The following is a 255-nucleotide window of genomic DNA, read 5'->3' as shown; positions in this document are numbered from 1 at the left end:
CACCAGGTTGCCGACGGTGAACAGGGCCATCAGGCCAATCAGCAGCGCCTTGCGCGGCACGCGGCCGGTCAGCGCGGTCAGGACCGGCGCACCGACCGCCACGCCCAGGGCGTAGAGGCTGACCAGCAGGCCGGCCGAGGGCAGGCTGACCTGCAGGTCGGCGGCGATGGTGGGGATCAGGCCGACGATCACGAACTCGGTGGTGCCGATGGCGAAGGCGCCGAGGGTGAGGGCCAGCAGGGCAAGCGGGATGCC

General features: G+C 72.2%; 1 protein-coding gene. It reads right to left on the bottom strand.

From position 1 onward, the window contains the following. Positions 1-252 (bottom strand): MFS transporter (locus SB822_RS58920; RefSeq protein WP_410859352.1); only part of this gene is annotated, 252 nt, incomplete at its 3' end. Between the last annotated feature and the right edge of the window lie 3 nt (positions 253-255).

The organism is Paraburkholderia sp. SIMBA_054, from assembly GCF_046534875.1.
Taxonomy (GTDB): Bacteria; Pseudomonadota; Gammaproteobacteria; order Burkholderiales; family Burkholderiaceae; genus Paraburkholderia; species Paraburkholderia hospita.
This window is presented reverse-complemented; position numbering and strand designations above follow the sequence as displayed.